The organism is Streptomyces sp. R302, assembly GCF_012927245.1.
Classification (GTDB): domain Bacteria; phylum Actinomycetota; class Actinomycetes; order Streptomycetales; family Streptomycetaceae; genus Streptomyces.
Genome location: NZ_JABBGE010000013.1, coordinates 112,374 through 138,613 on the forward strand (window position 1 = coordinate 112,374; position 26,240 = coordinate 138,613).

A 26,240-nucleotide genomic window follows, 5' to 3' on the forward strand; every position below is an offset into this window, starting at 1 on the left:
GTGACGTCAGCCACACTGGGGCGCATGAGCCGCAGGAAGCAGCCGGTACTCGCGGCGGTGGCGCTCTGCCTCGGCGGAGCGCTCACCGCGTGCGGAGGCGGAGGAGACGGCGAGGGGTTCACGGCGGTCGGCGCCGGTCCCTCGCCCGGCGGCGCGGTCGCCCCCTCGGGCGCGGTCACCCTGGTCCCGCTGGACAGCCCCACGGCGAGCGGCACCATCTCCAGCACCTCGTCCCCGCCCCCGGGGCCGGACGCACCACCGGACGGACCGGGCCCGTCCGTCTCGCCGTCCCCGTCGCTCGGTACGGGGCCGGGTACGGGTGCGAGTACGGGTACCCGTGCGGGTACGGGATCCTCCGGGTCCGGGTCCGGGTCCGCTCCCGGAGGGCGTACGGAGTCGGGGGCACCGCCCGGCGGCGGCTCGCCCGGCGGGACGCCGGCCCCTCCCCGTACCCCCGGCACGACCCCCGGCACCACCTCCCCGCCGGCCACGGCCCCCGCGCCCACCACCGCCGCGCCGCGGCCCTCCACGACGGCGCCCGCGCCCGGGCCGGCCGTGCTCACGGTCTCCGCGCCGGTCACCGCCGACGGGGAGAAGCGCTGGTGCGAGCGGGTCACGGTGACCTTCCGGAACACCGGCGGCTCCCCCGTCGCCTCCGGCACCGCGAGCTTCGCCACCCATGTCGTCGGCGCGCTCGGCATCGACTGGGGCACGGTCGTCACCAGCCAGCCGCTGCCGGCCCCGATCGCCGCCGGGGCGGCGCGGAAGCAGACGTACACGGTCTGTCTGGACTCCTGGCGGGTGCCGCTCGGGATGCGCGTCGAGACCCGTGAGGTGACCGCCACCTGGCGGTGAGGCCCGTACCGACCCCGCCGACGCCAGGAGGGGCCGGTTCCGTACGGGTGACGGAACCGGCCCCTCCCTGGTGGTGACGCGGGTCAGAAGACGGCGAGCCAGACGACGGCCGCGACGACCACGATCGCCGCGATCACACCGGCGATGACGCCGAGGCGCGGACCGCCCGCCGGGACGGCCGCGGCCTGCTGCGGCTGGTGCTGGGGGCCCTCGTCGACGAAGGCGCGGAACATCTGGGTGCTGCCGGCGGGGTCGTAGCCCTCGGGGCCCTGGGCGCCCTGGCCGTACGGTGCTTGCGGGTTGTGTGCCATGGGCCAGGACCCTAGCGAAAGCCGGGTGGGCGGCCCAAGCCCTGGCGGCTCGCCTCCGCCACACCCCCGCCACACCCGCGCCGCACCCCCGCCACGCCTCCCCTTTGCCGATTCTTTAGCACTGTTTGACCGATTTAGTTTGCCTGAAGCAACCATCCATCTCTATGGTTGCCCTAAGCAACAAGTTGGAAGGGGTGCGGCCCGGTGGAGCATCGCGTCGAGCCGAGCGGCAGCCGCTACGAGGATCTCGCCCGCGCCATCAGCGCGATCGGCGCCGTGAAGCGCGGCGTCGCCCGCGTCCTGCCCGGCGACTGCCAGGGCGGCGCCGCCGCCGTCCTCGCCATGCTCAAGCACCACGGCGACATGCGGACGAGCCGGCTGGCCGAACTGATGGCCGTGGACATGTCCGTCTGCAGCCGCCACGTCGCGCACACCGTCTCGCGCGGCTGGGTCGAGCGGCTGCCCGACCCCGACGACGGGCGCTCCCGCATCCTGCGGCTGAGCCCCGAGGGCTTCGCGATGCTCACCGAGCTCGACCGCCGGGTGACCGAAGCCTTCACCCACTACCTCGCGGAGTGGTCCGACGACGACGTCGCACTGCTCACCACCCTGCTCGCCCGACTCCGCGACTCCTTCGGGGACTGCCGGGCCACCCACGCCTGACCACGCCGCCGACCGCGCGTGAGCCTGCCCGACCCCCCTGACCACGCTCGCAAACCAGAGGAATCCCACTTCATGGCTACGACCACACCCGACACCGGTGTGCGGGGCGCCCCGGCCGCCGGGACCGGAGACCCCGCCGCTCCGATGACGCACCGCCAGATCATGGAGGCGCTCTCCGGGCTGCTGCTCGGCATGTTCGTCGCCATCCTCTCCTCGACGATCGTCTCGAACGCCCTCCCGCAGATCATCACCGACCTGGAGGGCGGCCAGTCCGCCTACACCTGGGTCGTCACCGCGACCCTGCTGTCGATGACCGCCACCACCCCGCTCTGGGGCAAGCTGGCCGACCTCTTCTCCAAGAAGCTGCTCATCCAGATAGCCCTGGTCATCTACGTCGCGGGCTCGGTCGTCGCCGGTCTCTCCCAGTCCACCGGGATGCTGATCGCCTGCCGCGTGGTCCAGGGCATCGGCGTCGGCGGCCTCACCGCCCTCTCCCAGGTCATCCTCGCCGCGATGATCGCCCCCCGTGAGCGCGGCCGCTACAGCGGCTACCTCGGCGCGGTCTTCGCCGTCGCCACCGTCGGCGGCCCGCTGCTCGGCGGCGTCATCACCGACACCGAGTGGCTCGGCTGGCGCTGGTGCTTCTACGTCGGCGTACCCTTCGCGATCATCGCCCTGGTCGTCCTCCAGAAGACCCTCAAGCTCCCCGTCGTGAAGCGCGACGTCAAGGTCGACTGGGCCGGCGCCTTCTTCATCAGCGCCGCCGTCTCCCTGCTCCTCGTCTGGGTCACCTTCGCCGGCGACAAGTACGACTGGATGTCCTGGCAGACCGCCGCCATGGTCGGCGGATCGGTCCTGCTCGGCGCGGTCTTCGTGCTCGTCGAGTCCAGGGCCGCCGAGCCGATCATCCCGCTGCGGCTCTTCCGCAACCGGACCATCACGCTCGCCTCGCTCGCCTCGCTCTTCGTCGGCGTCGCGATGTTCGCCGGCACGGTCTTCTTCAGCCAGTACTTCCAGCTGGCCCGCAACGAGTCGCCGACCATGTCCGGCGTCCTCACCATCCCGATGATCGCCGGCCTCTTCGTCTCCTCGACGGCCTCCGGCCTGATCATCACCAAGACCGGCCGCTGGAAGGCCTGGCTGATCAGCGGCGGCGCGCTCGCCGCCGCGGGCCTCGGCCTCCTCGGCACCCTGCGGTACGACACCCCGTACTGGCACATCGCCCTCTTCATGGCCGTCCTCGGCCTGGGCATCGGCATGATGATGCAGAACCTGGTGCTGTGCACGCAGAACCAGGTCGCCCCCGCCGACCTCGGTGCCGCCTCCTCCGTCGTCACCTTCTTCCGCTCCCTCGGCGGCGCGATCGGCGTCTCGGCGCTCGGCGCGGTCATGGCCCACCGGGTCACGGACTACGTGAAGGAGGGCATCGCGGAGCTCGGCCCGAAGGCCGCGGCGGCGGTGGGCCAGGGCGGCCCCGGCGGCGCCATCCCCGACATGGACACGCTGCCCGGCCCGATCCGCACCGTCTTCGAGAGCGCGTACGGCCACGGCGTCGGCGACGTCTTCCTCTACGCGGCACCGTTCGCGCTGCTCGCCTTCCTGGTGACCCTCTTCATCAAGGAGGTCGCGCTGAAGAGCAGCACGGTCGCGCCGGAGGCCGCGCCGGAGAAGGCCTGACGGACTCCCGGCCGCGCTTCGAGCGGAGGCGCGGCCGGGTACGGACGGAGCGGCGGGCAGGGGACGGCCCGCCGCTCCGTCATGCTTCGGGAGTCTCCCCGGTCGTCCGGGCCTCGCGGGCCACCATCGCCTCGATGCCGGCCACCAGGAGGTCCAGGGCGTAGGCGAAGTCCCGGTCCCAGATGGCCGAGACGGAGCCGTGCGAGGCCCGCTCGTCGAGGAGCTCCGTCATCGGCTTCAGCGTCTCCATGAAGGCGGGGTCCTCCCGGAAGGCCTTCATCGACTCGCCGTAGAAGGAGTCCGCGTCCATCCCGGCCTCGACGGCCCGCCGCCCGAACTGCGACTCGATCGTCCCGTAGCCGTACACGAACTGGAAGACCGCCGACATCGCGCTGGGCCGCCGGCTCATCGGCAGACCCGTGGCGCCGATCGCCTCCTGGATCTTCGCCCCGACGGCGATCGCGTTCGGCCCGATGTTCAGGTACTGGCCCGCGCACGGCGACATCCACGCGTGGCGGACCAGCATCCGGCGGTACTCCAGGGCGAGCGTCGAGAGCCTCTCCCGCCAGTCCCGGCCGGCCTCGACCGCGGCCAGGTCGATCTCGCCGTACACGGTGTCCAGCGCGTACTCGATGATGTCGTCCTTGGTGTCCACGTACCAGTACAGGGACATCGCGGTGACGCCGAGCTCGGCCGCGAGGCGGCGCATCGACAGCTTGGCGAGGCCGTCCTCGTCGAGCATCCGGATCGAGGCGGCCACGATCCGGTCCCGGTCGAGTCCGGCCGGGCCGCCGCCGGTACGGGCCGACCGCCGCTCCAGCCAGACGCTGGAGCCCGCCGGGTTCTTGTCCCGGTCCGCAGCCTTGACCATCGGCTTCCTCCGTCCGTCGGGGCTCGTGACCATGCTAGGCAGCGACGACGGGCTCGGCCGCCGCGGGCTGCTCCGTCCGCTCCGCCCGCCTCAGCAGGAAGGCGGCGAGCAGACCGCCGACGAGGACGGCGACCGCGCCGACCAGCTGGCTGGTCTGGAGCCCGGACGCGAAGGCGTCGGAGATCCGCGCCCGCTCGGTCTCGTCGCCGGCCGCAGCGAGGGCCGCCGGGAGCGAGGTGGCGGTGACGGTGACGAGGGCGGCGAAGCGGGCGTTGAGGACGGCGCCGAGGACGGCGACGCCGAGGCCGTTGCCGAACTCGGCGAGGGTGCCGTTGACGCCCGCGCCCACGCCGGCCTTCTCCGGCGGGATCGCGCTCATGATCGCGTTGGCCATGGCCGGGTTGGAGACCGCGAGGCCGACGCCCATGAGGACCAGGCCCAGCAGCATGCCCCAGTAGGTGCCGTCCGTGCCGCCGCCGATCAGGGCGATCGACGCGAGACCGGCGGCGACCAGCGTCATGCCGACCGTGACGGTGAGCGGGGTGCCGAGCTTCATCACGATCCGCGGGCCGACGCCGCTGAGGTTGAGGACGACCACGGTCAGCGCGAGCGGCGCCATCCGCAGACCCGCCTCGAGCGGTGCGTACCCGAGCACGAACTGGAGGTGCTGGGTGAGCAGGAACATCGAGCCGCCCATCCCGAACATCACCAGGATGGCGCCGGCGACCGCGCCCACGAACTTCTGGTTGCGGAAGAAGTGCATGTCGAGCATCGGGTACGGGGTCCGCAGCTCCCACAGCGCGAAGGCGGCGAGCACGACGATGCCGAGGGCGGCCGGGAGCAGCACCTCGGTGGAGGTCCAGCCGTGCTCGGGGCCGGTGATGATCGCGTACACGGCGGCGGTCATGCCGATGGTCGAGAGCAGCGCGCCGAGCAGGTCGGGGCGGTCGCCCTGGGGGTTCTTCGACTCGGGGACCAGTTTGAGGACGGCGACCAGGCCGATCACGGCGACCGGGATGTTGATCAGGAAGATCATCCCCCACCAGTAGTGGTCGAGGATCACGCCGCCGATCAGCGGTCCGGCGGCGAAGCCGAGCGAGCTGACGGTGGCCCAGAGCGCGATGGCCTTCACGCGCTCGGAGTCGTCGAAGATCTGCATGACGACGGCGAGCGTGGTGGTCATCAGGAGCGCCCCGCCGACGCCCATGCCCGCGCGGGCGGCGATCAGCTGCCCGGTGGAGTCGGCGAGGCCGGCGGCGAGCGAGCCGAGGCCGAAGAGCGCGAGACCGACGGCGAGCAGCTTCTTGCGGCCGTAGCGGTCGGCGGCGTTGCCGGCGGTCAGGAGCAGGCCGGACTGGACGAGCGAGTAGGCGTTGATCATCCACTGGATGTCGCTGGTGGAGGCGTGGAGTTCGGTGGTCAGCGAGGGGATGGCGACGCTGAGGACGGTGTTGTCGAGCAGCACGGTGAGCTGGGCGAGACAGATGACGCCGAGGATCAGCCAGCGCTGGGGGTGGCCGCCTGTCGCCGTGGGCGTGGCCGTCATGAAAACTCCTTATACGGTGTACGAGGTCAAAGGCTCGTACACCGTATAGGAGGTCTCTTACGCTGTATAGGGATTTTTATTTCGGGGCGGCGGTCAGGTCGTAGAAGGTGGCGGTGCCGACGGTGGTGGCGGTGAAGGTCTCCTGGACCCAGGCGGTGATCTCGGAGCCGCCGCCCATGCCACCGGCCATACCGCCGCCGCCTTCGCCTCCGCCTCCGCCTCCGATGAAGTAGTGGATGCGGCCTTCGGCGACGTACTGCTGGAACTGGGCGAGGGTGGGGGACGGGTCGCTGCCGTTGAAGCCGCCGATCGCCATGACCGGCTTCTCGGTGGCGAGCTGGTAGCCGGCCGCGTTCTGCGCGCCGACGGTCGCGGCGGCCCAGGTGTACGCGTCGGCGTCCTGGAGCAGCTTCGCCTTGGCCTCCGCACCGACGGTGGTCCCGTTGAGGAGCCCGCCCATGCCTCCGCCACGCATGCCTCCGCCGCCCCTCCCGGCGCGTTCGCCGAAGTCGGGCATCTGGCCGGTGGGGGGCTGCATCTGACGGCCGGTCGGCGGCTGCATGCCGCCGTTCCGGGGGCCGCCATCGTCCATGCGCTGGGCCCCGCCGGGACCGCCCGGGAAGCCTCCGCGGCCGCCGAAGCCGGCGCCCGACGGGCCCGCCGTGACGATGGAGCCCTGGTGGCCGGTGGCGAGGGTCTCCAGGGTGTACGTGAACGGGCCCGCGAGGCCCGCGGCCAGGCCGAGGCCCGCCGCCGCCAGGCCCAGGCGCCGGTCGACCCGGCCCGCGGCGAGCAGGCCGAGCGCGGCCACCGCGCCCGCGACGAGCACCGTCCAGCGCAGCCACGGCAGGTGATCCGGCGTACGGCCGAGCAGCGTCCAGCCCCACCAGGCCGTCACGCCGACCGCGAGCGCGAGCGTCGCCGAGGCGAGGAGCCGGGTCCGCTCCTCCCACAGCACCGCCGCGCCCATGCCGACGAGGGCGGCGAGGTACGGGGCCAGGGCGACCGTGTAGTACTCGTGGAAGATGCCGGCCATGAAGCTGAAGACGCCGAGGGTCATCAGCAGCGAGCCGCCCCACAGGAGGAACGCGGCCCGGGCCGTGTCCGTGCGCGGCGCCCGCCGGGTGACGACGAGTCCGGCGGCGAGCAGCAGCAGCGCGGCCGGGAGGAGCCAGGAGATCTGGCCGCCGACGGAGTCGTTGAACATCCGCAGCAGCCCGGTCTCGCCCCAGCGGCCGCCCTGTCCGCCGCCGCCTCCACCGCCTCCGCCGGGTCCGCCCCCGCCGCCGACGCTGCCGACCTCGTCGCCGTTGATCCGGCCGAGGCCGTTGTAGCCGAAGGTCAGCTCCAGGAAGCTGTTGTTCTGCGAGCCGCCGACGTACGGGCGCGAGGCCGCCGGCCAGAGCTCGACGAGCGCAACCCACCAGCCGCCGGAGACGATCAGGGCGAGTCCGGCGAGGCCCAGCTGGCCGAGCCGCTTCAGCGGCCGGGAGGGCGCGCAGACGGCGTACACGAGGGCGAGCGGCGGCAGGATCAGGAAGGCCTGGAGGGTCTTCGTGAGGAAGGCGAAGCCGAAGGCGACGCCCGCCGCGACCAGCCACTTCGTGCCCCCCTCGGCCCGCTCCAGGGCCCGCAGCACCGCGTACACGGCCACGGTCATGAGCAGGGCGAGGAGCGCGTCCGGGTTGTTGAAGCGGAACATGAGCGCGGCGACCGGGGTGAGCGCGAGCACCGTGCCCGCGATCAGGCCGGCGCCCGCGCCGAAGCGGCGGCGGACGGCCGCGTACAGCACGGCGACGGTGCCCACGCCCATCAGCACCTCGGGCAGCAGGATCTGCCAGGAGCCGAGGCCGAGGAGGCGGACGGAGAGCGCCATCGGCCAGAGCGCGGCCGGCGGCTTGTCGACGGTGATGGCGTTCGCCGCGTCGAGCGAACCGAAGAAGAAGGCCTTCCAGCTCTCGCCGCCGGCCTGGACGGCCGCCGAGTAGAAGGAGTTGGCGTAGCCGGAGGCGGTCAGGTTCCACAGGTAGAGCGCGGTGGTGACGGCGAGCAGGCCGAGGAAGGCCGGGCGCACCCAGGGGGCGTCCTCGGGGCGGCCGCGCCACAGCCGGGCGGGGCGGCTCTCCCGGACCACCGGGATCGAAAGGGGTGCGGTCATCGGGGGTCCCCCGTGGGGTGTCGGCGGTCCGGGAAGACCCAGAGCCGGAAGAGCAGGAAGCGGAGCACGGTCGCGGCGAGGTTGGCGACGACGAGCACGGCGAGTTCGGTGGAGTGCGCCGGGTCGCCGGTGGCCGCGCCGAGCGCGGCGAGGGAGCCGCTGGTCAGGGCGAGGCCGATGGCGAAGACGACGAGCCCTTGGGCCTGGTGGCGGACGGCCCGGTCGCGGCCCCGGACGCCGAAGGTGAGCCGGCGGTTGGCGGCCGTGTTGGCGACGGCGGAGAGGAGGAGGGCGGCGGCGTTGGCGAGCTGGGCGCCGGTGCCGAGCCGGAAGAGGGAGTACAGGGCGAGGTAGCAGAGCGTGGAGAGCACGCCGACGACGCAGAAGCCGACGAGCTGGCGGGCGAGTCCGCCGGGCACCCCGGGGAGCTCGCGGTCGCGCGGGTCGTCGCCGAAGGGCCGGACGAGGCGGTCAAGGGGCAGCGAGCCGGTCGCGAGCGCCTTCCCCACCCGCCAGACGCCCTTCAGGTCGTCGGTGGCGGTCCGGACGATGTGCACGGTCGAGTCGGGGTCGTCGACCCAGTCGACCGGCACCTCGTGGATCCGCAGTCCGGCCCGCTCGGCGAGGACGAGCATCTCGGTGTCGAAGAACCAGCCGGTGTCCTCGACCATCGGGAGCAGCCGCTCGGCGACGTCGCGCCGGATCGCCTTGAAGCCGCACTGGGCGTCGGAGAAGCGGGCGGCGAGCGAGCCGCGCAGGATCAGGTTGTAGGCGCGGGAGACGAACTCCCGCTTGGGCCCGCGCACCACCCGCGAGGAGCGGGCGAGCCGGGAGCCGATGGCCAGGTCGGAGTGGCCGGAGATGAGCGGCGCGACCAGCGGGAGCAGCGCGTTGAGGTCGGTGGAGAGGTCCACGTCCATGTAGGCGAGGACGGGGGCGTCGGAGGCCGACCACACGGTCCGCAGCGCCCGGCCGCGGCCCTTCTGTTCGAGCCGTACGGACCGCACCTCGGGCACCTCGGCGGCGAGGGCGGCGGCGAGGGCGGGCGTGGCGTCGGTGGAGGCGTTGTCGGCGACGGTGACGCGGAAGCCGTACGGGAAGGTGCGCGTGAGGTGCGCGTGGAGCCGGCGGACGCACGGCTCCAGGTCCTTCTCCTCGTTGTAGACGGGGATCACCACGTCCAGAACGGGCCGGCCCGCTTCGCTCACCGGCAGGTGCTCCCGGGCGGGGAGGGTGCCGGGGGCCTGCGTCGCGGGCCCCGCGAGGGTGTGGGTTCGCATGTCCACGACCCTCGCCGGGCCCGCTGTCACGGCTGTGTGATCAGCCTGTGGTCCGCCTGTGAGTGCATGACCGCCGCCGGCAGGGACACCGAGAAGACGGTGCGTCCGGGGACGGACTCGACGGTCACCTCGCCGCCGTGCGCCGCGACGACGGCCCGCACGATGGCGAGGCCGAGCCCGGTGGAGCCGGCCTGCCGGGAGCGGGAGGCGTCGCCGCGGGCGAAGCGCTCGAACACGGCGGGCAGCAGGTCGGGCGGGATGCCGGGCCCGTCGTCCCGGACCTCCACGACGACGGCCGCGCCCTCGTTCCGTACGGACGCGGTGACGGTGGTGCCGGGCGGGGTGTGGGTGCGGGCGTTGGCGAGCAGGTTGAGCAGCACCTGCTGGAGCCGGGCCGCGTCGCCGCGTACCGCCGTCTCCCGCCCGTCCCCGGGCAGTTCGAGGCGCCAGCGGTGGTCGGGCCCGGCGGCGCGGGCGTCCCCGACGGCGTCCACGACCAGCGGGACCAGGTCGGTGGTCTCGGCCGAGAGGGGACGTCCGGCGTCGAGGCGGGCGAGCAGCAGCAGGTCCTCGACCAGGCCGGTCATCCGGGTCGCTTCGGACTCGATCCGGCCGAGCGCGTGCCGGGTGTCGGGGCCGCACTCCTCCCGGCCGCGCCGGGTGAGTTCGGCGTAGCCGCGGATGGAGGCGAGCGGGGTGCGCAGTTCGTGGCTGGCGTCGGCGACGAACTGCCGGACCCGGGTCTCGCTCTGCTGGCGGGCGTCGAGGGCCGCGTGGACGTGGTCGAGCATCCGGTTGAGGGCGGCGCCGACCTGTCCGACCTCGGTCCGTGGATCGGCCTCGGCGTCCGGCACCCGCTGGTGGAGCGCGACCTCGCCGCTGTGCAGCGGCAGCCGGGAGACCTGGGCGGCGGTGGCGGCGACCCGGCGCAGCGGACGCAGCGCGATCCGGACGAGGACCGTCCCGGCGAGGGAGGCGGCGGCGAGGGAGGCGCCGGTGAGGCTGAGCTCGACGAGGACGAGGGTGGAGAGGGCGTTCTCGACCTCGGTGAGCGGGATGCCGGTGAGGAAGGCACTGCGGGCGCCCTCGGTGTGGACGACCCGGTACGAGCCGAGCCCGCCGGGGAGGTCGACGGTGTGCGCCCGGCCGTCGCGGGGCACGGCGGCGAGCGCGCTCTCCTGCGCCGCGTCCAGCTCCCTGACCGGGAAGCGGGGCCCCTCGCCGGTGCCGCTGCCGGCCACCTCCGTCGAGTACCCGGCCTCGGTGACCTTCCCGTCCTCGACGACGGCTCCCAGCGTGCCGATCGGCGAGCCCGGCGTGCCGAGGAAGGCGAGCGGCTCACGGCCGCGGAGCGGGTCGGGGCCGAGCGGCTTGCCCGGCGGACCCGCGGCCCGCTGGGCGAGGCCGGTGAGCTGCTCGTCGGCCCGGTCGTAGAGGTAGGAGCGGTACGCGATGGTGGTGACCGTGCCGATGACGGCGGCGACGACCGCGATCAGCGCGACGGCGGAGACCACGAGCCGCGTCCGCAGCGACCACGGCCGCCGGAACCCGCTCCCGGGGCGGAGGCGCATGAAGGGCTACTCCCCCGGCTTGATGAGGTAGCCGGCCCCCCGCCGGGTGTGGATCATCGGCGAGCGCCCGGCGTCGATCTTCCGGCGCAGATAGGAGATGTACAGCTCGACGACGTTGGCCTGGCCGCCGAAGTCGTACGACCACACGCGGTCGAGGATCTGCGCCTTGCTGAGCACCCGGCGCGGATTGCGCATGAGGTAGCGCAGCAGCTCGAACTCGGTGGCGGTGAGATGGATCGAGTCGCCGCCCCGGGTGACCTCGTGGCTGTCCTCGTCGAGGGTGAGATCGCCGACCACGAGGACCGACTCGCTGCGGGCCTGCGCCGCGCCCGAGCGCCGAATCAGGCCGCGCAGCCGGGCGACGACCTCTTCCAGGCTGAACGGCTTGGTGACGTAGTCGTCGCCGCCGGCCGTGAGCCCCGCGATCCGGTCCTCCACGGCGTCCTTCGCCGTCAGGAAGAGGACCGGCACCTCGGGCAGCTCGCGCCGGATCGAACCGAGCAGGCTGAGCCCGTCGACGTCCGGGAGCATGATGTCCAGGATGACGACGTCGGGCCGGAACTCGCGGACGGCCCGCAGGGCACCGGCCCCGTCTCCGGCGCTGCGGACCTGCCACCCCTCGTAGCGCAGGGCCATCGAGAGCAGTTCGGAGAGGGAGGCCTCGTCGTCCACGACGAGGACGCGGACGGCGGTGCCGTCGGCACGGAGCAGATCGGCGCGGGTGCCGCGGCGGGCTGAAGTGCTGCGAGTGGTGACGGTCATGGCACCACGCTGGCCGCCGCCGCTGAGATCCCTCTTTCGCTTTCCTGTGAATTCCCTGAGAAAGCCGTGACCTCCCGGCCGTCCGGCGTCCGGGTCAGGGTCAGGGTTTCACGTGAAACATCGCCGCGCCGTTGTCGTGCAGGACCGCCCGGAGCCAGTCGTCGCCGAGCCCGAGCCGCTCCAGGGCGTCGAGCTGGTGGACGTACGGGTACGGGATGTTCGGGAAGTCGGAGCCGAGCAGGATCCGGTCCTGGAGCTCGACGAGCCGCTTGAGCGCCTCGCGCGGGAAGGGCGCGAGCCGCTCGCTGAAGTCCGTGAACGCCATGGTGGTGTCCAGATGCACGCCCTCGTACCGCTCGGCGAGCCCGAGGAAGTCCTCGTACTCCGGCATGCCCATGTGCGCGACGATCATCCGCAGCCGGGGATGCCGGGCGAGCAGCTCACCCGCCGGTCCCGGCCCGGTGAAGGCGCCGGGCGCGGGCCCGGAGCCGCAGTGGACGACGACCGGTGTCCCGCTCTCGGCGAGCAGCCCCCACACCTCGTCGAGCAGCGGGTCGTTGGGGTCGAAGCCGCCGACCTGGACGTGCACCTTGAAGACCCTGGCCCCGGCGTCGAGGGCCTCCCGGACGTACGCGGCGGCCTCCGGCTCGGGGAAGAACGTGGCGGTGTGCAGACAGCCTGGCGTCCGTGCGGCGAAGTCGGCGGCCCAGGAGTTGAGCCAGGCGCCCATCCCCGGCTTGTGCGGGTAGAGCATCGAGGTGAAGGCCCGCACGCCGAAGCCGCGCAGCAGCTCGACCCGCCGGTCCTCCTCCTCGCGGTAGGTGATGGGCCAGGGCTGCCCGGTCATCGGCCCGACGGCGTCGAAGTACGCCCAGACCTTGTCGAGCACGTTCTTCGGCATGAAGTGGGTGTGGACGTCGACGAGTCCGGGCAGCCCGAGCCGCGCGGTCAGGGCCCGTACGGCCTCACTCTCGCTCAAAGCCGTAGCTCCGCTCGACCTTCCCGATGTGGCAGCTGTACGCCTCGTACCAGTGCTCGCGCCCGTACGCCTTCGCCGCCAGGTGCGCGGAGTCGAGGCGCCAGGCGTCAAGGGCCTCCAGGTCGCGGAAGTAGGCGACGGTGATGCCGAGGCCACCGGGGGTGCGGGCGGCCTCGTGGCCGAGGTAGCCGGGGATGGAGACGACCCGGTCGCGCAGCTCGGCGGCGGTGTCGGCGTACCCCTCGGGGGCGTCGGGCCGCAGGGAGGTGAAGACGGCGGTGTAGTAAGGCGGTTCAAGCCCGGAGATCGGTTTCTGCGTCATGCGATCACCCTCGCCGGGCGCCCCGGACGCTGTCCACGGCCGCCGGCCAAAGGGATCCAAGACTTTACGAACGACGAGCCGGCCGGAACAGCCCGCCTTGCCCGCTCGCGGTGGAGGGGAAGGCCGGGCCCGGGCCAGGTCGGTCCTACCCGCACCCGGCGGGCGGCCGGTCAGGACAAGTGCTCCTTGCCCACACCCGGCGGGCGGACGGTCAGAACAAGCGCTCCTTGCCCACACCCAGCGAGCGGACGGCCAGAACAAACCCACCTTGCCCACACCCAGCGAGCGGACGGCCAGAACAAACCCACCTTGCCCACACCCAGCGAGCAGGCAGGCCGGAACAAGCCCGTCCTGACCGCTCTCTGCCCGGCCGGGCAGAAGAGCCCATCCTGACCGGTCTCTGCCGGCTGGCCGGCCGGTCAGAACAGCCCGTCCTGTGCACTCCCGGCCGCGACGACGCCGACGGGCACGCTCCAGACGTCCGCCTCACCGCCCCGTTCGAGCCCCCACCCGGCGAGCAGCCGGCCGTCGAGGACGAGATGGCGGCCGGCGGGATCGCGCAGGTGCAGGTCGGGGCCGGCGGCGGCGAGCACCCGCCCGGTGACGACCCCGCCGTCGACGAGCTCGGTGACGCTCCCGTCGAGCGCGGGCAGCTCCCCGAGCCCGAAGACGTCCCCGTGGTCGTACGCGGCGAACGGCAGCGCCTCCAGCGTCTCGCCCCAGCCCCCGACGGCCAGGGCCCGGCCGTACAGCGCCTCGATCTCGCCGCGCCGGGCGGCGGGGCCCGGGAGCCCGACCCGCAGCGTCCGCTTCCGCTCGTACGACACCCGGTCGGGCACGCCGAGCGCCTGCCGCAGCACCTCCTCGGTCCGCCGGGCGGCCATCAGCGGCCCGCGCCCGAGCCAGCAGAAGGCGACCGCGCCCTGTTCGAGGAGGCGCGCGGACCCCCGGTGCTCCCCGGTGATCCCGACCTTGACGGTGCCGGGCCCGAACCAGGCGAGGTAGACGCGGTAGGGCCGGGGGTCGTCGGCGAAGGTGTCGGCGGCCACGGAGTGCGCCCGGTCGAGCCGCGCGCACGCGGGGCAGAGCCCGCCGGTGGACCGCCCGGGCACGGCGGCGCCGAGCGGGCAGGCGTTCCCCCGCACCCCCGCGCAGACCCGGCCGCCGACGGCCCGGAAGCCGAGCGGCCGCCCGTACGCGACCGGGCTCGTCCGCCCGCCCCACCAGCGCAGCACGGCCGCGCCGTCGACCCACCCGACCCCGCCGCTCCGCCACACGCCCCGGTCACCTCCCATGCCCCCATCCTCCCCTCAGGGCAGGACGTAGATCCGCGTCCCGTCCGGGCAGGGGTCGCCGACCTCGCGCATGCAGCCCCGCTCGATGAGCAGCCGCACGCAGTCGCGGACGCGCTCGCCGGAGAGGCCGGTGCGCCGGGTGACGTCCTGCGGGCGGCAGCGGACGCCGCCGCGGACGAGAGCCGGGGCGAGGAAACAGGCGACGGCCCGCATGTCGCCGCTGATCTCCCAGGACTCGACCAGCTCCCGCGCGCTGAGCGGCGGCGGGCCTTCGCCGCCCCGCTGGCGGGGCACGGCGAACGAGCGCTCAAGGGAGTCGGCGACCCTTGAGAGGCTGCGCCGCGTCTCGCGCAGCAGCTCCGCGTACGCGACGAGGTCGGCGGCGCCCTCGTCGAAGCGCCCCTCCAGCCGGACGAGGACGTCGACGAGCTCGGGCGGCAACACGAACCCGCTGTGCCCGGGCGCCGGTTCGAGCCCGTAGCCGCCGTGCCGCTGCACCTCGGCCACCAGCTCGCCCACCCAGGCCCGGAACGGCCCGGCCTCCGGCGCGCGGCAGGCGGTGACGAGCTGCACGAGCCCGGGGAGGCTCACCATGCGGGCGGTGCCCCGGATGCCGCTGCGCGCGAGTATGTCCGGGCTCGGAGCCAGTTCGCGGGCCGGCGCCAGGCACCAGGCGGGCAGGACCACGCTGCGCAGCGCCTCCCGCGGCCCGGCGTACCCGAGCTGCCGGGCCACGTCCACGACGGGGAACCAGTGTGCCCCGTCGACGGCCGTCAGCCGCCTCAGCTGGCCTCCCGAGGCGGCCCGTACGAAGTCATCGATGTCGATCGCGTCCAACGATCATCACCTCCACCCGCACACTAGGCCGAAGGCATATTCAACTGACATGCAAATCTGATGGGTTCACCCAAACGGGGAAGGCCCCGGGCAAACCCGGGGCCTTCGTAGTAATCTCCGCGCCCGCTAGCGCGCGACGAACTGCGTGAGGATCGCCTGCACCTCGTAGATGTCCACGCCCTTGGTGAACGTCTTGGTGACCGGCAGCTGCGAGCCGGAGATCCAGATCTTCAGCTCGGCGTCGAGGTCGAAGGTGCCGGCCGTCTCGACGGCGAAGTGCGTGATGCTCCGGTACGGGATCGAGTGGTACTCGACCTTCTTGCCGGTGATGCCCTGCTTGTCGACGAGCACGAGCCGCCGGTCCGTGAAGAAGATGACGTCCCGGATCAGCAGGTACGCGGCGTGCACCTGCTCCCCCTGACCGAGCAGCCGCGCGTAGTCCTGCTGCGCCTGCGCCGGATCGATGGAGTGCGCGTTCCCGAAGAGCGCCATGGCCCTACCCCCCACATTTCAGCCAATAGATACGATCATCCGTACCTAACCCCACCCACCCCGCCCCTGGCAACGCCCCCACCTCACACTCACACCCCTCCGACCGACTGGCCGCGTTCACCGCGATCCGCGAGGACGTGATCAACGACGAGCGCATGGTCGGATACAGCGCGGCCGACTGGAAGTCCAAGGTCGCCCGCCACGTCATCGGTGGCGCGGTCACCCCCATGGCCATCCCCACCGCGGGCGGATCCTTCGTCATCGTCGATGAAGGGCGAAGTGGAGGCCGAGGCCAACGCAGCATTCGGAGAGCATGAACACCATGGCCGAGCAAGCAGCTTCCGCACCCAAGAAGTCCCGCGTCGTCAAGTCGGCGATCGGGGCGACCGCGGTACTCGCCGCGGCGGCTGGAGCATGGTTCGTCATCGATTCACAGGAACGGCGGGTCTCCTGCGACGAACTGGCCGGCAGCAACGAGATGCGCTCGGCTCTCGGAGCCGAGGGGGCATCCGCATCGACCTGTGAAGAACTGGGCGAGGCCATCAAGGGCGCCACCATCGGCACCGCACCGGGTCGGCACTCCGAACAGCAGGCGCAAGCCATGAAGAACGTCCTGCTCGCGCTCGGTGATGCCACCCAGGCCAAGACCGTGGAGCGCGGTCTGCACGTTCCGCTGTCCGAGGCACTCGCGGACTACGCGACCGACACCCGCGCGATGCTGGCCTCGGGCCGTGCCGACTACGTCCGCCGTTCCGGACGCTCCGAAAAGCCGTGGAAGGATGCGGACGGAGTCCACTTCGCGATCCACGACAAGTCCCTGCTCCGGGTGCTCCGAGTCGTCTCGGAGGATCCGACCGCGTACGCCACCCTGCGCGGTGCAGCCACCCGGCAAGCCGCCCGAGAGCTCGCCGCCGTGCCGCACGACGCCACCGACCCGAACAATGCCGATCTCACGGCGCCGTCCACCGGCAACGCCCGCGCACTGGCAGCCTTCGATGCGATCGCCGCGGACCTCGGTGGCACACAGGGAGACGACGAAGGAGACAAGTGGGCGGCGGAGGTCTTCGCGTCTCTGACGCACGGCGCCGACACCTCACCCCCCGCCTTCGACGGCGACCCGGCCGGATATGTCACCGCCACCTGGATCAAGCGGTGGGAGAAGGCCGGAGCCACGAAGCCCATGGCCATGCTGCGCAACCAGGGCCCCGAGCTCACCGAGATCTGGGCGACGGCAAGGGGCCTCGACCCGAATACGGTAGCCGCGCTGAGGAAACGGGCGGACAGGTCGTCTCAGACCGGCTTCAACGACGCCCGGCGCACGCTCAACTGACTGGCGCGGTGTCCGAAGCGAAGCGCGGACAGCGGTCATGCGGGGAGCGGTGATGTGGGGAGCGCAGGCCGGCGTTGCCTCAGCCAAAGGTTTCGGTGATCGAGAGCGCCCACGAGCGCGCAAGCACCCAACCGATGAACACGTTGATGTCATCCGCTGACGCCAGAGGCCCCCTGGACGATGTCCAGGGGGCCTCTGATCTGTGTGCACTCGGCAGGATTAGAACCTGCAACCTTCTGATCCGTAGCTCTAGCGGGATCGGTCAACGACGGCCATACCGGCCGCTCTGTGGCCCGTGACGTCCGCTAGTGGACGGGGTCGGTTGCTGGGGTTGCGGTACCGCGCTGCTGTACCGCACGATCCACCTGAGGTGGCCATGGAACGGCATGTGCTGGAAGCGCTGTTGACCGGCGGTGACGAGGCGTCCGCGATAGCTCTGGCTGCCCTACGTCGCGGCGCCCCCTACTGGGTGGCAGAGCGGGCTCAACCCGCTGGTGCACATGCTGGAGTATTCAGTCATCGACTTCAGCGCATGCGGATGCGTGGTTTCGAACCCTCTGGGCTGGAACGAGCGGTGCAACTCACTAGGGAGTACGGCCAGCCCGTGCGCACCGCACTGATTGATCCTGAGAATCGGACACGATTCACCCTGCTCTTCCTTACTGAGGACGACAGCGCACTGGTGGCCTGCGCAAGCTGGACCCTGCCGCTAGCCACGAGGAAGCCGCCACTCTAGGAGAGCGGGAGGGGGGCGCATCTGACCTGCGCGGATGCTGTGGGGCTGATCGACAGCCCAGAGCCCGTCAACGCCCCTCGTTCCCCGTGGCTCCCCGCACGATCTGGCACGGATGTGGCACGACCTCCTGTGTCGGACATTGGCCAGCGCCAGCAGCGCACCTCATGGGAAGCTTCATGAAGCTCGCCTGCTCGACTCATTCGCAGGTATGTGTGCTGTACGAGAGGGGCAGATATGGCAGTCCAACGAAGTCGGGCAGATCTCCTTGAGATGCTCGATGAAAACGTCGCGTTCCTCAGAGCTTCTGCAGCCTCGTTCGATGCGGGATTTGAAGCTGAGGCAAAAAGACTTGCTGTGACTCTTCGCGTGCTCCTCCATGACACTGCGAGCAGCCACTCGCTGCTTGATCAGCTCGGCTTGAAAGATCAGATGGCATACGTGGACACAGCCAGTCGAATTAACCCTCGCAACCTGCTTCCAGCCGCACCGGCTCTGGTTCTGATGAGAATGACGTCGGGCGTCGGAGCAGACTACGTCGCACCTCTCGACATGCCCCTTCCCCCGTCACATATCCACCCGCCTGCCCCCTTCACCTCATGGTGGACGGAAGAGCACACACGCGACGACAGTGGCGCACTTTGGTCGCGCAAGAAGTTTGTACTGACGATGTCGAATAAGGAAGGCGGGGCGCACGTTGACCCGCACTTGAACTCAGCCTACGAACATCTTGCGAAGCAGAACGGGATGGGCTTCATCTCTAATGCGTCAGGCGAGAACCTCCCACTTGACGGTAATGTTGTCGCGATCTCGGTTCGTCAGATCGCACACGAATTTATGAAGACCCTGGACGCTCACAGAGACCTACTCAGCTAGACGAGCGACTCGGCGCTCAGCCCACCACTCGCCCTAACTCCCATCCCGTCTTGCAGGGGCGGGCGTCGGCGCAGCGGGGGCGGAGCGGGCCGAAGGCAGGAGCGGCGCCCCGAGCGGAGCCGGGAAGCCCGCCCGGCGGAGCGGAGCGCAGCCGGGTGCTTGATGAGGCAGAGAAACCTGTAACAGGTCCTCCGCTGCTCCTCGGCTATGCCGTGGTGAGTGCGTCGGCGATGGCGTGCATGTCGTCGGTGATGGTGTCGGCCTGGGCCTCGGCGAAGAGGTCGGCCTTGTGGGGCTTATTGGCGTAGGCGATCACCGTAGCCCCGGCTGCGTGGGCAGCCTGGATGTCCGTGAGCGAGTCACCGATCAGGGCGCAGTTCGTGACGTCGATGTGCATCCGCTCGGCTGCCGTGATGAGCGGGAACGGGTTCGGTTTCATCAGGTGGGGCTGTCCCATCTGCCGGCCGACCACCTTCGCGACGTATCCCTCCAGCCCGTGCGCCTTGAGGAAGCTCTCGACGCACTCGGCCGAGTTGTTGCTCACCACCGCGACCGCCCTCCCGGAGGCGTTCACGGCCTGGAGGGCTTCCACCGCCCCCGGCGTCGGCGAGCCCGCCACCGCGACGGCTTCGGCCTCCGCCTCCGTCAGCCGCTGCTCGATCTCCCCGCCCAGCTCGGCGTCCGCCTCATGCGCGATGCGCAGAACCTCGATGGGGTCATCGGTCTCAACTTCCTTCGCGCCCGCGGATACGTCCTTCGCCGCGAGGATCGCCGTGAGCTGGCCTGCGACTTGGGAGGCAGGGAGCCCGGCGAACACATCGCACACGGGGCCGTCGAAGTCGAAGAAGACCACCCGGGCGTTGCCCAGGACCTCGGAAAGTCGGTCATCGTGCGTCAAGGTCGAAGTCCCTTCCGATGGTCTCCCAGACGCTGTCGAACCACATCCGGGCTTGCTGGACCTGCTGCGCTCCGACGGCCAAGCCGGACGGGAAGCGGGCCAGGAAGTACGCGTACGGCAAGACCTGGGACGAGGTCCACGAGAAGTGGCTCGCCCTCCACGCCGAGGCGAAGAAGGGGCCTGTGGCCACCCGGCACCGCACCCTCGCCGTGTTCCTCGCCTACTGGCTCGACTCGATCGTGAAGCCCAACCTGGCCCCTCTCTCGTACGTCTCGTACGAGGGGTACGTCCGGCTGTACATCGCCCCGCACCTCGGTGCGAAGCGGATCGACAAGCTGACCGTGCGCGACGTGCGGGAGTGGCTGACCAAGCTCGCAGGCATCTGCCAATGCTGCGCGCAGGGGAAGGACGCCAAGCGGAGCCGGGCCGTCGGAAGTGCTGCGCCGCCGGGGAGTGTGTGAGTCGCACCCGTCCCGTCGGGTCGTCCAGGGCGCCCATGACGCCCTCCGGGCAGCGCTCACGCACGCCGCGACCGAGGAGGAGATCGGGAAGAACGTCGCCTCCCTCGTGAAGGTCCCCAAGCCGCGCCGCCGCCGGATCAAGCCGTGGTCCGTCGCCGAGGCCGGTCAGTTCCTCGCGGACGCGGCCGACCGGGACGATCACCTCTTCGCGGCCTGGATGCTCGTGCTGTGTCTCGGACTCCGCCGTGGTGAGGTCCTAGGCCTGACGTGGGAGTCGGTCGACTTCGAGACCGGAGAGATCTACGTAGACCACCAGATCCAGCGGGCCGGGCGCCAGCTCCTCCACCGGGAGACCAAGACCGAGGAGTCGGACGACTTCCTGCCGCTGCCCGCCGTCTGCCTCAAGGCGCTTCGGATGCGGCGCGCTCAGCAGCTCGGGGACCGGAAGGCGGCCGGCGACCTGTGGCAGGACAGCCGCGGGCTCGTCTTCACGACCAAGAACGGCACCCCGATCGAGCCGGGGAACCTGACCCGGATGTTCGCCCTGCGGGCCCGTCGCGCCGGCCTCCGGGTGATCCCGCTCCGGAACACCCGGCACACGTGCAGCTCGCTCCTGGTCGCCCTCAAGGTCCACCCCAAGGTGGCGCAGAGGATCCTTCGACACTCGCAGATCGCCATGACGATGGAGGTCTACGCCGAGGCGAGCGAGGAAGAGGTGCGTACCGCGATCGGCAAGCTGTCCGACGTGATGGGCGGGACCGGCATCGGCTGAGCGCGTTCGGCGCGGTTGCTGTACTTCACTGCTGTACAGCCCGACAACGCAAGAGGCCCGGACTCTCGTCCGGGCCTCTCACCTATGTGCACTCGGCAGGATTCGAACCTGCAACCTTCTGATCCGTAGTCAGATGCTCTATCCGTTAAGCTACGAGTGCTTGTTCTTTTGTTCTTGTCTCCGTTTCCCGGCCCTTTCGGCCCGCTGTCCCGGCGACAGGAAGAACATTACATGAGTCCCGGCGTCATGTGAAATCCGATTAGCCCACCCCCTCTGACCTGCGGAAACGTCGTCGAGGGGGGCTGGGGGCGGTGGGGTGGAGCCGGGGGTTCCAGCGGGGAGAACGGGGCTGGAGGGGGAGAAGGAGACCGGGGTCACGTGTCGGCGCGGTGGGGGAATCCGGGCCGGGAACGGCGGAAGCCCCGGCCGTGGGGCCGGGGCTTCCTGAAGCGGAGGCGGAGGGATTTGAACCCTCGATGGGCGATAAAGCCCAAACCGCATTAGCAGTGCGGCGCCATAGACCGGACTAGGCGACGCCTCCTCGCACCACGCGCATGCGCGGACGGTGCGTGCAGATGATGACACAGGCGAGCCTCGTGTCACCAATCGCTTTCACCGTACCGGGCGGGCGGGGTGCAGGGCAAAGCCCCCGGCGCGTCCCGCGGACCGCGTCCGGGCCCCGCGCGGCGTACCCCGCTTGCGCAACGCGCCCGGGGTCGCAGCGTTAGAGAGGTGTCCCGTCCCGCTCCCTCTTCCCGTACGCATCCGTCCGCACGTCTCCGGAGTCGTTCCATGCCGCTGCGCCGTCTCGCCCGCCCCGCCGCCCTCTCCGCCGCGCTCGCCACCGCCCTCGTCACCTCCCTCGCCGGCGCCGCCTCGGCCGGGCCGCTGCCGCCGCTGCCGCTGCTGTCGCCGCCCGACTCGCTGACGGTGACCGTCACCGGCAGCGGGAACCCGGAGGCCGAGGGGAGCTGGAAGCTGACCTGTGACGACCGGCCGGGCGGGGACCATCCGGCGGCCGCGCGGGCCTGCGAGCGCCTGGCGGGCTTCGCGCGCGCCGGGGAGAACCCCTTCGCGCCGGTCCCGGCGGACTCGCTGTGCACGCAGATGTACGGCGGGCCGGTGACCGCCCACGTGACGGGCACCTGGCAGGGGCGCCGGATCGACGCCCGCTTCTCCCGCGCGAACGGCTGCGAGATCGACCGCTGGGAGAACATGGAACCGCTCCTTCCGAGCGTCCGGGGCTGACGGGACGATCGGGGGCGCCGTTAGACTCCCTCCGTGACAGGGCCGCCGTCCGAGGGGCAAGATGGGGCCGGCCCGCCGTCACGGCACATGCCGGACGGCGCACACCGCGGGTACGGCCCGCGGGCAATTGCAGGCGTCAGGGAGGAAGCGTCGTCGTGAGCAGCAGGCCATCCCGAGGCGCTGCTCGCCTCGCAGCCATACTCGACGCCCTCCCCGACGGCCTCGTGCTCGTCAACTGCAACGGCACGGTCGTCAACGCCAACACCATCGCCCTCGGCATGTTCGAGACGCCCGGCACCGCGCTCGTCGGGCGCGGGCTGCTCGATCTGCTGCCCTCCTTCGACTCGCGCCTGATCCCCGGCTCGATGCGCCGCCCCGACCCGGCGGACGAGCGCGGCCGCACCAAGCCGATGCGGATGATGGCCCGGCGCACCGACGGCGGCGAGTTCCCCGTCGAGGTGACCAGCGCCAGCCTGGAGGACGGCCGCGAGGCGTACGACTCGTACACCTCCTACACCGGTGACGAGCTGCTGATGCTCGTCGTCCGCGACCTCACCGGCACCCTCGACACCGAGGCCGAGCTGGCCCGCTCGCAGCGGCAGACCGAGATGATCCTGCGGGCCGCCTCCGAGGGCGTCGTCGGCACGGACACCGACGGCCGGGTCGTCCTCGTGAACCCCGCCTTCGCGCAGATCCTCGGCTACCGCGCCGGCGAGCTCGGCGGCGCCGAGCTGCACCCGCTGATCCTCCCCAAGCGCGCCGACGGCACCCCCTTCCCGTACGAGGAGTCCCCGCTCGCCGACACCCTCAAGTCGGGCCGCAAGCACCGGGTGCGCGGCCAGGTGCTGTGGTCGAAGGCCGGCGACCGGGTGCCGGTCGACCTGACGACCGCTCCGGTGCGCGACGGTGACCAGCTCGTCGGCGCCGTGATGACCTTCACCGACCGCCGGCCCCACGAGGAACTGGTCGCGCGGCAGGAGGAGCTGGTCGAGAAGCACGCGACCGAGCTGGCCGAACTGACCGAGCGGCACGCCGTCGAGCTCGCCGACCGGGCCGAGCGGCACGCGGCCGAGCGCGAGGCGCAGGCGGAGAGGTACGCGTCGCTCGCCTCCCGGAACGCCCAGCTGACCGCCGTCCTCACCGAGTCGCTGCGCGGGCCCCTGGAGGAGCTGCGCGGCGCGCTGGGTTCGCTCGCCGCCGACGACGGCGTGCAGCTGTGGCCCGAGGCCAACCGGCTGCTGCACCACCTGGTCGCCGGGTCCGCCCGGATGACCGCCCTCATCGACAACGTCCTCGGCTACCAGCTTCTCGACGCCGGCGAGGAGGAGCTCGACCGGAAGGTCGCGCTCCTCGACGGGATCGTCACCAGCGCCATCGACGCGGCCGTGGAGCTGATCGGCCCGGGCCGCGCGCAGTTCGCCGTGCACGCGCCGCCGATCGAGGCCGAGGTCGACGCCGGCCGGCTGAAGACCGCGCTCGCCCACCTCGTCGCGGACGTGGCCGGGGTCGACGCCACCGGCAGGACCCGCGCCTCGGCGCAGGGCGCCGCCGGTCCCGCCGACTCCACGATCGTCGTCGCGGCGGCGCAGCGCGGCGAGGTCGTCCGCATCGAGGTACGCGGCCCGTACGCGGGCGGCGACCCGGTCCACGGACCCATCGTGCGCGGGATCGTGGCGGCGCACGGCGGTGTCGTGCAGACCCACGAGGTGCCGGGGACCAGCGGCGGCGCGTACGTCCTGGAGGTGCCGATCGGCGCGGGCCGGGGAACCGTTCCCGCAGGCGAGCTCACCCCCGATGCGGAGACCGTTCCCACAGGCGAGGCCACACTCGCCCTCGCGGCCGCGCCCGAGGCTGGACCCGAGGCAGGGCCCGAGGCAGAGCCCGAGGCAGGGCTCATGTCCGGGCCCGAGGCAGGGCCCACGTCCAGGCCCGAGGCAGGGCCCACCTCCGGGCCCATGTCCGGACCGATGTCTGTACCCGCGCCCGGACCCGTGGCCGGACCGATGTCCGTACCCGCGCCCGGACCCACGTCCGGGCCCATTTCCCGGCCGATGCCCGGGCCTACGTCCCGGCCGATGCCTGTACCTATGTCCGGACCCGCATCGGGACCCACGCCCGTGCCCATGTCCGGGCCCATGCCCGGAGCCACACCCGTGTCCACGCCCGGGCCCATGTCCGGGCCCGCATCCGGGCCCACGTCCGGACCCACCCCCGTGGCCACGCCCGGGCCCATGTCCGGACCCACACCCGGACCCACACCCGTGCCCATGTCCGGGCCCGCATCCGGGCCCGCCCCCACGCCGGGTCCGGTGGCCGGGCTGCCGGCCGACGACGCGCCCGGGGCCTCGCTCGACACCTCGCCCGGGTCCTCGCCCGAGCCCGAGGGCGCGCCGGAGGCTTCCCCGGCCGGTGTGCCCGCGCAGGTCTCCGGGCCCGTGGACGGCGGGACCGCGGGCGGTTCCGGGCGGCGGCGGGCGCGGCGTGCGTCCACCGACGCGTTCCTGGAGAGCGCGACCTCCCCGGAGGGCGGTGCCGGGGCGGTCGCCGTGCCGGCCGCGGGTGGCGGACGCCGCCGCGCCCGTACGGAGGAGGCGGCGGGGCCCGCCGAACTGATCCCCGCCCAGCAGTCCACCGGCGTCGAGCCGACCGGCCGCCGCCGGGGCCGGCCCGCCGAGGGCTCCGTGGTGACCGCCGCCGAGGGCGCCCAGGAGCGGCCCGCGCTCGGTGCCGCCGTGCCGCCGCAGGGCGTGGCGCCCGTCGAGCCCGCCGGTGCTCCCGCGCTGCCGCCCGTGCCGCAGGGCGGCGCGCTCGCCGAAGCCGAGCGGCCGACCGGTCGCCGCCGGCGTGCGCTCGCCGCCGCGCAGGAGCGGGCCGCCGCCGCCGAGGCGGGGCCCCGGACGCCGTTCGCGCTGCCGCCGGCCGAGGCCGACCGCGACGAACCGCCGGCTCCGGACGGGCCCGAGAGCGAGGAGCCGCAGCACGGAGCCGTACGGGACGTGCCCGCCGGGCACACTCCCCCGCTGCCGCATCCCCTCCCGGCCGCTCCGGCCGCCACCGCGGCCCCGGGACCCGTACCCATGCCCGCGCCTACGCCCGCGAGCGGTACCGCCACGCCGTCCGGAGCCGGCACCGGCACCGGTTCCGTACCGCTGCCTCCCGAGCTGCCGATGCCCGCGCCCGTGCCGGCGCCGGCGGCTCCGCTGCCGAAGGACTCCACGCAGGGGCGGGCGTTCAGCGTGCGCACGCTCGGGCAGGGGGTGCCCTTCGCGCCGCCGGCGCAGGCGGGGACGCCCGTGGCCGCTCCGTCGAACGGTTCGGGCCGGCGCCGCAAGCTCGCGACGCCGCCGGAGCTCGACCCGCCGGCCCCGGCCCCGGCATCCGCACCCGCGCCCGCACCGCTCCCCACCGCCGCGCCCGCTCCCGTACCCGCTCCCGAGTCCGAGGGGCGCGGGCGGGCGTACGCGATAGGGGCGCCGGCCGAGGGATCCGACGAGGGGCCGGAGCCGCTCGACGGCCCCGGTGGCGCCGTCGAGGTCGTCAACCGGCCCGCGCCGCTGCCCGTCGACGACGAACTGCCCCCGGAGCCGCTCGACAACCCGCGCCGGCTGCTCGTCTGGCCCGCGCCGGACGTCACCACCCAGCAGGCGCTGAGCGACCGCGGCTACCGGCCGGTGATCGTGCACTCCCGCGAGGAGGTCGACGCGCAGATCGCCGCCTTCCCGGCCGCGCTCTTCGTCGACCCGCTGACCGGTCCGATCACCCGGACCGCGCTCCAGTCGCTGCGCCAGGCGGCCGTCTCCGCCGAGGTGCCGGTGCTGCTCGCGGCCGGGCTCGGGCAGACGGGCCGGGAGGAGGCGTACGGCGCCGATCCCGCCGTCCTGCTCAAGGCGCTCGCGCCGCGCGACAGCGAGCAGCACCCCTCGCGGGTCCTGGTCATCGAGGAGAACGAGCACATCGCCGGCGCCCTCGCCGCCACCCTGGAGCGGCGCGGGATGCAGGTGGTGCGCGCGGCCACGGACACCGAGGCGGTGGCGCTGGCCGGCGAGACGCGGCCGAACCTGGTGGTCATGGACCTCATGCAGGTGCGCCGCCGACGGGCCGGGATCATCGACTGGCTGCGGGCGAACGGGCAGCTCAACCGCACCCCGCTGGTCGTCTACACCTCGGCCGGCCTCGACGCCGAGCGGCTGCCGGAGCTGTCCTCCGGCGAGACGGTCCTCTTCCTGGCCGAGCGCTCCAACAGCGCCGAGGTCCAGGCCCGGATCGTCGACCTGCTGGCGAAGATCGGCACCAACTGAGAACG

General features: G+C 72.5%; 21 protein-coding genes, 2 tRNA genes and 1 pseudogene. 9 read left to right on the forward strand and 15 right to left on the reverse strand.

The annotated features are described in order from the left end of the window. The first annotated feature begins 24 nt into the window (after positions 1–24). Positions 25–855, forward strand: coding sequence for a hypothetical protein (locus HHL19_RS32515; RefSeq protein ID WP_206325618.1), 831 nt, complete (start codon positions 25–27; stop codon positions 853–855). A gap of 83 nt (positions 856–938) precedes the next feature. Here HHL19_RS32515 and HHL19_RS32520 read toward each other — a convergent pair whose 3' ends face one another. Next, complete coding sequence (locus HHL19_RS32520; RefSeq protein ID WP_169093971.1) at positions 939–1,166, reverse strand: hypothetical protein; 228 nt, start codon at positions 1,164–1,166, stop codon at positions 939–941. Between the two features lie 204 nt (positions 1,167–1,370). On the opposite strand from HHL19_RS32520, the gene HHL19_RS32525 reads away from it, so the two are divergent. Both HHL19_RS32525 and HHL19_RS32530 read left to right on the forward strand, forming a co-directional pair. Then, positions 1,371–1,829, forward strand: coding sequence for a MarR family transcriptional regulator (locus HHL19_RS32525; RefSeq protein ID WP_169093972.1), 459 nt, complete (start codon positions 1,371–1,373; stop codon positions 1,827–1,829). Between the two features lie 72 nt (positions 1,830–1,901). Next, the gene (locus tag HHL19_RS32530) at positions 1,902–3,506 is read left to right on the forward strand and encodes an MDR family MFS transporter (protein ID WP_169093973.1); all 1,605 of its coding nucleotides are present in this window, start codon (positions 1,902–1,904) and stop codon (positions 3,504–3,506) included. A gap of 79 nt (positions 3,507–3,585) precedes the next feature. Here HHL19_RS32530 and HHL19_RS32535 read toward each other — a convergent pair whose 3' ends face one another. The 11 genes from HHL19_RS32535 to HHL19_RS32580 form a co-directional block, all read right to left on the reverse strand. Next, a complete protein-coding gene (locus HHL19_RS32535) occupies positions 3,586–4,377 on the reverse strand; it encodes a TetR/AcrR family transcriptional regulator (protein WP_169093974.1) in 792 nt (263 codons plus the stop codon). Positions 4,378–4,411: 34 nt separating this feature from the next. Further along, positions 4,412–5,923, reverse strand: a complete 1,512-nt coding sequence (locus HHL19_RS32540; protein ID WP_169093975.1) for an MFS transporter — start codon at positions 5,921–5,923, stop codon at positions 4,412–4,414. Between the two features lie 76 nt (positions 5,924–5,999). Beyond that, a complete protein-coding gene (locus HHL19_RS32545) occupies positions 6,000–8,081 on the reverse strand; it encodes a glycosyltransferase family 39 protein (RefSeq protein WP_169093976.1) in 2,082 nt (693 codons plus the stop codon). Further along, a complete protein-coding gene (locus tag HHL19_RS32550) occupies positions 8,078–9,361 on the reverse strand; it encodes a bifunctional glycosyltransferase family 2/GtrA family protein (protein ID WP_206325619.1) in 1,284 nt (427 codons plus the stop codon). Before HHL19_RS32550 ends, HHL19_RS32545 begins: the two co-directional genes overlap by 4 nt. Before the next feature lie 26 nt (positions 9,362–9,387). Next, complete coding sequence (locus tag HHL19_RS32555) at positions 9,388–10,932, reverse strand: HAMP domain-containing sensor histidine kinase (RefSeq protein ID WP_169093978.1); 1,545 nt, start codon at positions 10,930–10,932, stop codon at positions 9,388–9,390. Between the two features lie 6 nt (positions 10,933–10,938). Next, on the reverse strand, positions 10,939–11,694 hold the full coding sequence (locus tag HHL19_RS32560) for a response regulator transcription factor (protein ID WP_169093979.1): 756 nt from the start codon (positions 11,692–11,694) through the stop codon (positions 10,939–10,941). 100 nt (positions 11,695–11,794) lie between these two features. Next, on the reverse strand, positions 11,795–12,673 hold the full coding sequence (locus HHL19_RS32565) for an amidohydrolase family protein (RefSeq protein ID WP_206325620.1): 879 nt from the start codon (positions 12,671–12,673) through the stop codon (positions 11,795–11,797). Next, complete coding sequence (locus tag HHL19_RS36905) at positions 12,660–12,995, reverse strand: antibiotic biosynthesis monooxygenase (RefSeq protein ID WP_206325621.1); 336 nt, start codon at positions 12,993–12,995, stop codon at positions 12,660–12,662. The genes HHL19_RS32565 and HHL19_RS36905 overlap by 14 nt, the downstream gene beginning before the upstream one ends. A gap of 419 nt (positions 12,996–13,414) precedes the next feature. Continuing rightward, complete coding sequence (locus tag HHL19_RS32570) at positions 13,415–14,290, reverse strand: DUF2797 domain-containing protein (RefSeq protein ID WP_169093981.1); 876 nt, start codon at positions 14,288–14,290, stop codon at positions 13,415–13,417. Positions 14,291–14,305: 15 nt separating this feature from the next. Next, positions 14,306–15,127, reverse strand: coding sequence for a Bro-N domain-containing protein (locus HHL19_RS32575; RefSeq protein ID WP_169093982.1), 822 nt, complete (start codon positions 15,125–15,127; stop codon positions 14,306–14,308). Between the two features lie 126 nt (positions 15,128–15,253). Continuing rightward, complete coding sequence (locus HHL19_RS32580) at positions 15,254–15,619, reverse strand: PH domain-containing protein (RefSeq protein ID WP_169093983.1); 366 nt, start codon at positions 15,617–15,619, stop codon at positions 15,254–15,256. A 137-nt stretch (positions 15,620–15,756) separates the two neighbouring features. Here HHL19_RS32580 and HHL19_RS32585 point away from each other — a divergent pair, with 137 nt between their 5' ends. From HHL19_RS32585 to HHL19_RS32595, 3 genes are all read left to right on the forward strand, one after another. Further along, complete coding sequence (locus HHL19_RS32585; protein WP_169093984.1) at positions 15,757–15,936, forward strand: hypothetical protein; 180 nt, start codon at positions 15,757–15,759, stop codon at positions 15,934–15,936. Beyond that, entirely contained in the window at positions 15,933–16,949 is a 1,017-nt protein-coding gene (locus HHL19_RS32590; RefSeq protein ID WP_169093985.1) for a hypothetical protein, read from the forward strand. The genes HHL19_RS32585 and HHL19_RS32590 overlap by 4 nt, the downstream gene beginning before the upstream one ends. 1,006 nt (positions 16,950–17,955) lie before the next feature. Further along, positions 17,956–18,558 (forward strand): hypothetical protein, encoded by a 603-nt coding sequence (locus HHL19_RS32595; RefSeq protein WP_169093986.1) that lies wholly within the window; start codon positions 17,956–17,958, stop codon positions 18,556–18,558. A gap of 205 nt (positions 18,559–18,763) precedes the next feature. On the opposite strand, the gene HHL19_RS32600 is transcribed toward HHL19_RS32595, so the two are convergent. Beyond that, a complete protein-coding gene (locus tag HHL19_RS32600; RefSeq protein ID WP_169093987.1) occupies positions 18,764–19,456 on the reverse strand; it encodes an HAD family hydrolase in 693 nt (230 codons plus the stop codon). 80 nt (positions 19,457–19,536) lie between these two features. Here HHL19_RS32600 and HHL19_RS38620 point away from each other — a divergent pair. Next, positions 19,537–20,689: pseudogene (locus tag HHL19_RS38620) on the forward strand (site-specific integrase); the annotation flags it as partial. An 87-nt stretch (positions 20,690–20,776) separates the two neighbouring features. Here the strand turns inward: HHL19_RS38620 and HHL19_RS32610 are convergent. Beyond that, positions 20,777–20,849 (reverse strand) — tRNA-Arg (locus HHL19_RS32610). A gap of 290 nt (positions 20,850–21,139) precedes the next feature. Continuing rightward, positions 21,140–21,230 (reverse strand) — tRNA-Ser (locus HHL19_RS32615). A 251-nt stretch (positions 21,231–21,481) separates the two neighbouring features. Between HHL19_RS32615 and HHL19_RS32620 the strand changes: the two genes are divergently transcribed. Both HHL19_RS32620 and HHL19_RS32625 read left to right on the forward strand, forming a co-directional pair. After that, entirely contained in the window at positions 21,482–21,937 is a 456-nt protein-coding gene (locus HHL19_RS32620) for an SSI family serine proteinase inhibitor (protein ID WP_169093988.1), read from the forward strand. 155 nt (positions 21,938–22,092) lie between these two features. After that, the gene (locus HHL19_RS32625) at positions 22,093–26,235 is read left to right on the forward strand and encodes a PAS domain-containing protein (RefSeq protein WP_169093989.1); all 4,143 of its coding nucleotides are present in this window, start codon (positions 22,093–22,095) and stop codon (positions 26,233–26,235) included. The last annotated feature ends 5 nt before the right edge of the window (positions 26,236–26,240 follow it).